This window comes from Methylophaga sp. UBA1464, assembly GCF_002325665.1.
GTDB lineage: Bacteria > Pseudomonadota > Gammaproteobacteria > Nitrosococcales > Methylophagaceae > Methylophaga.
On sequence record NZ_DCSO01000053.1, the window covers coordinates 19,291 to 23,367 of the forward strand.

General features: G+C 48.2%; 3 protein-coding genes. All 3 read left to right on the plus strand.

Going from position 1 to position 4,077, the window contains the following annotated elements:
* Positions 1–52: 52 nt before the first annotated feature.
* Complete coding sequence (gene nirB, locus B3O33_RS06485; protein ID WP_292362588.1) at positions 53–2,482, plus strand: nitrite reductase large subunit NirB; 2,430 nt, start codon at positions 53–55, stop codon at positions 2,480–2,482.
* Between the two features lie 4 nt (positions 2,483–2,486).
* Positions 2,487–2,795 carry a nitrite reductase small subunit NirD gene (gene nirD / locus B3O33_RS06490; RefSeq protein ID WP_292362590.1) on the plus strand — a complete coding sequence of 103 codons (309 nt, stop codon included), beginning with the start codon at positions 2,487–2,489 and terminating at the stop codon, positions 2,793–2,795.
* Between the two features lie 10 nt (positions 2,796–2,805).
* The coding region (locus B3O33_RS06495) for a molybdopterin-dependent oxidoreductase (protein ID WP_292363227.1) at positions 2,806–4,077 on the plus strand (1,272 nt) is incomplete at its 3' end.

A 4,077-nucleotide genomic window follows, 5' to 3' on the forward strand; every position in this document is an offset into this window, starting at 1 on the left:
TGTTGGCACAGTGCTTGCTCAAGCATGATTAATCGAAATGCAGGAGCGATCCATGAAAGAAAAGTTAGTGCTGATAGGTAATGGTATGGCCGGTGTTCGTACACTGGAAGAATTACTGAAGTTAGCGCCTGAAAAATACGATATCACTGTTTTTGGTGATGAGCCTTACGGTAACTACAATCGCATCATGTTGTCACCTGTGCTGGCGGGCGATAAAACGATTGACCAAATCATGATTAATGACCGTCAGTGGTATGTTGATAATGGCATCACCTTGCATGCCGGTAAAAAAATTACCCATATCAACCGTGTCAAACGCCAAGTGGAAACCGCAGAAGGCGAAGTATTTGAATACGATCGTCTGTTGATGGCGACCGGTTCTCGTCCTTTCATGCTGCCATTGCCAGGCCGTGATCTTCCCGGGGTTATCAGTTTCCGCGATATCGCTGACGTTGATAACATGCTGGAGACGGCCAAATCTTATAAAAAAGCCGTGGTTATCGGCGGCGGTCTGTTGGGGCTGGAAGCGGCGAATGGTTTGATGATTCAAGGCATGGAAGTCACCGTGGTACATATCGCAGATGTATTAATGAATCAGCAGTTGGATAAACCGGCATCAGATTTGATGTTAAATGAATTGCAGGCCAAAGGGCTTAACTTCCTGATGTCGCACGAAACAGCCGCGATTGAAGGTAAAAAACGGGTTGAAAAAGTCGTCTTTAAAAATGGCACAGAAATCGATACCGATCTGGTCGTTATGGCTGTTGGTATCCGTCCGAACATAGAATTAGCCCAGTCTGCCGGCATCCATTGCGAACGAGGTATTGTGGTCGATGACACCATGCAAACCTTCGATCCTAAAGTCTATGCTGTCGGCGAATGCGTGCAACATCGTGGTGCGACATTTGGCCTGGTAGCACCGTTGTTTGAACAGGCAAAAGTCTGTGCCAATCATCTGGCTCAAATGGGTATTGCCCGTTATGTCAGCTCCATTACGTCGACCAAACTCAAAGTCACCGGCATTGATCTGTTTTCTGCAGGTAACTTTATTGGAGATGAAAGCACTGAAGACCTGGTATTCAAAGATGCTGCCCGCCATGTCTATAAAAAGCTGGTCATTCAGGATGACAAACTGATTGGTGCCGTTTTATATGGTGATACGGTTGATGGTGCCTGGTACTTCCAGTTAATGCGTGATGGCACCGATGTGTCCAGCATTCGGGAAAACATGCTGTTTGGTCAGCATCATATTGGTGATTCCGGTCATGGTGCGACAAACTCTGTCGATGGCCTGCCCGATGATGCCGAAATCTGTGGCTGTAACGGTGTTTGTAAAGGCGATATCGTCAAAGCCATCAGCAAACACAGCCTGTTTACTCTGGATGAAGTGAAAGCGCACACCAAAGCTTCGGCATCGTGTGGTTCCTGTACCGGTCTGGTCGAACAATTGCTTGCCTCAACCCTTGGCAGTGACTTCAATGACACACCGAGCAAAAAAGCTATGTGTGGTTGTACCAGCATGAGTCATGGTGAAGTGAAAAACGCCATTAAAGAACAGGAATTAAAAACCATTTCGGATCTGATGACCGCGCTGGAATGGAAAACTGCCGATGGCTGTCACTCTTGCCGTCCGGCGTTGAACTATTATCTTCTCAGCACTTGGCCGGATTATCAGGACGATCCGCAATCACGTTTTATCAATGAACGGGTTCACGCCAACATTCAGAAAGACGGCACTTATTCGGTGGTACCCAGAATTTGGGGCGGGGTAACTAATGCCAATGAATTACGTGCCATCGCCGATATCTCCGATAAATATAAAGTGCCCACCGTCAAAATTACGGGTGGTCAGCGTATTGATTTACTCGGTGTGAAAAAAGACGATCTGCCGAAAATGTGGGCGGATCTGAGTGAAGCCGGTTTTGTCTCGGGCCATGCCTACGGTAAATCATTACGTACTGTTAAAACCTGTGTCGGTTCAGAATGGTGTCGTTTCGGTACACAGGATTCAACCGGACTGGGCATCAAGGTCGAAAAAATGACTTGGGGTTCATGGACACCGCATAAGTTCAAGATTGCTGTATCGGGTTGTCCGCGTAATTGTGCTGAAGCCACCATCAAAGATTTTGGTATTGTCTGTGTGGACTCAGGTTATGAACTGCATGTCGGCGGTAACGGTGGGATAAAGGTTCGTGCGACCGATTTCCTGTGCAAAGTCGCTACTGAAGAGGAAGCGATGGAATACTGCGCGGCCTTTATGCAGCTTTACCGTGAAGATGCTCACTATCTGGAACGTACCGCGCCATGGATTGAGCGTGTCGGTCTGAAAAGCGTACAGGCTAAAGTGGTTGACGATCACGATAACCGCAAAATATTGGCACAGCGTTTTTATGAGTCACAGGAAAAGTCACAGGATGATCCATGGGCAGAACATGCGGCCAAACAGCGTGAAAATTATATTCCCATCAAGCAAGTAGGTTGAACAGATGCAAAATTGGACTGAAGTAGGACCGGTAGAGAGCGTACCGAAAAAGGGCTCACGCGTGATGACCACACCGGATGGGGATGTGGCCATTTTTCGGACCAGCTCAGATGAGGTGTTTGCCCTGTTTGATCAGTGCCCGCACAAAAAAGGCCCCTTATCGCAAGGGATTGTTTACGACAAACGGGTCGCCTGCCCATTACATAATTGGGTTATTGATTTAAGCAGTGGGGAAGCTACTGGCCCGGATGAAGGCTGTACCCGTGCATTTGAAACCAAAGTCGAAGACGGCCTGATTTACATCTCACTCTGAGGATTGACTGTTGGCACAACACGCAACACAAACAACTTGTCCCTATTGCGGCGTCGGCTGCGGCGTATTGGCTGCACCACAAGCTGACGGTGTAGTTGCCATAAAAGGCGATCCGGCACATCCGGCGAATTTAGGGCGTTTGTGTTCCAAAGGTTCTGCTTTGGGTGAAACCGTCGGGCTGGATAACCGTCTGTTATATCCTCAGATAAACGGCAAGCGGGTCGACTGGGATACCGTGCTGGATCATGTCAGTGACAAGTTGAAAAACATCATTGATGAACATGGCCCGGATTCGGTCGCATTTTATGTGTCGGGGCAAATCCTCACCGAAGATTACTATATGGCCAACAAGCTGATGAAAGGCTTTATTGGCAGCGGCAATATCGAGACCAATTCACGTTTGTGTATGTCCTCGGCAGTAGCCGCCCATAAACGGGCCTTTGGCAGTGATACCGTGCCATGCAGTTATGAAGATCTTGAGCAGACTGATCTGCTGGTGATTGTTGGTTCGAATACCGCATGGTGTCATCCGGTATTGTTTCAGCGAATTACTCAGGCCAAACAGAATCGACCCAATATGAAAGTGGTGGTGATTGATCCACGCAAAACTGCCACCTGCGATATCGCCGATCTGCATCTGCCATTACGTCCTGGTGCTGATGCATTTCTGTTTAACGGATTGTTGAATTATCTGAAACAGCATGACTGCGTGGACTGGCATTATCTTGAACAACATGTGGAAGGCTTCGCCTCATCATTAGACTCGGCCAGCAAAACAGCGGCGAACATCCCTCAGGTAGCACGCCAGACAGAACTGTCAGAAGAAGATGTGGCGAAGTTTTATCAATTGTTTGCCTCGACCGAAAAAACCATCACATTATTCTCGCAAGGCGTTAATCAATCGACCAGTGGTACAGATAAATGTAATGCCATTATTAACTGTCATCTGGCCACTGGCCGTATTGGTAAAGTCGGTATGGGGCCGTTTTCCATCACCGGACAACCCAATGCGATGGGCGGACGGGAAGTCGGCGGACTGAGTAATCAGCTGGCAGCCCATATGGAAATCGACAAGCCGGAACATCATGAACGCTTGTCACGTTTCTGGAACACCGATAGGCTCACCAAAACCGCCGGTCATAAAACCATTGAGATGTTTCAGGCGATCGAGCGTGGCGACATCAAGGCTGTCTGGATCGTAGCAACCAATCCGGTGGTGAGCATACCGGATGCCGATCAGATCAAAAGAGCATTAACACAATGCGAATTGGTTATTGTCTCC

What these genes read in the sequence shown, in the direction of transcription:
- nirD (WP_292362590.1), top strand. Translation starts at nt 2,487, where the DNA reads ATGCAAAATTGGACTGAAGTAGGACCGGTAGAGAGCGTACCGAAAAAG.
- nirB (WP_292362588.1), top strand. Translation starts at nt 53, where the DNA reads ATGAAAGAAAAGTTAGTGCTGATAGGTAATGGTATGGCCGGTGTTCGT.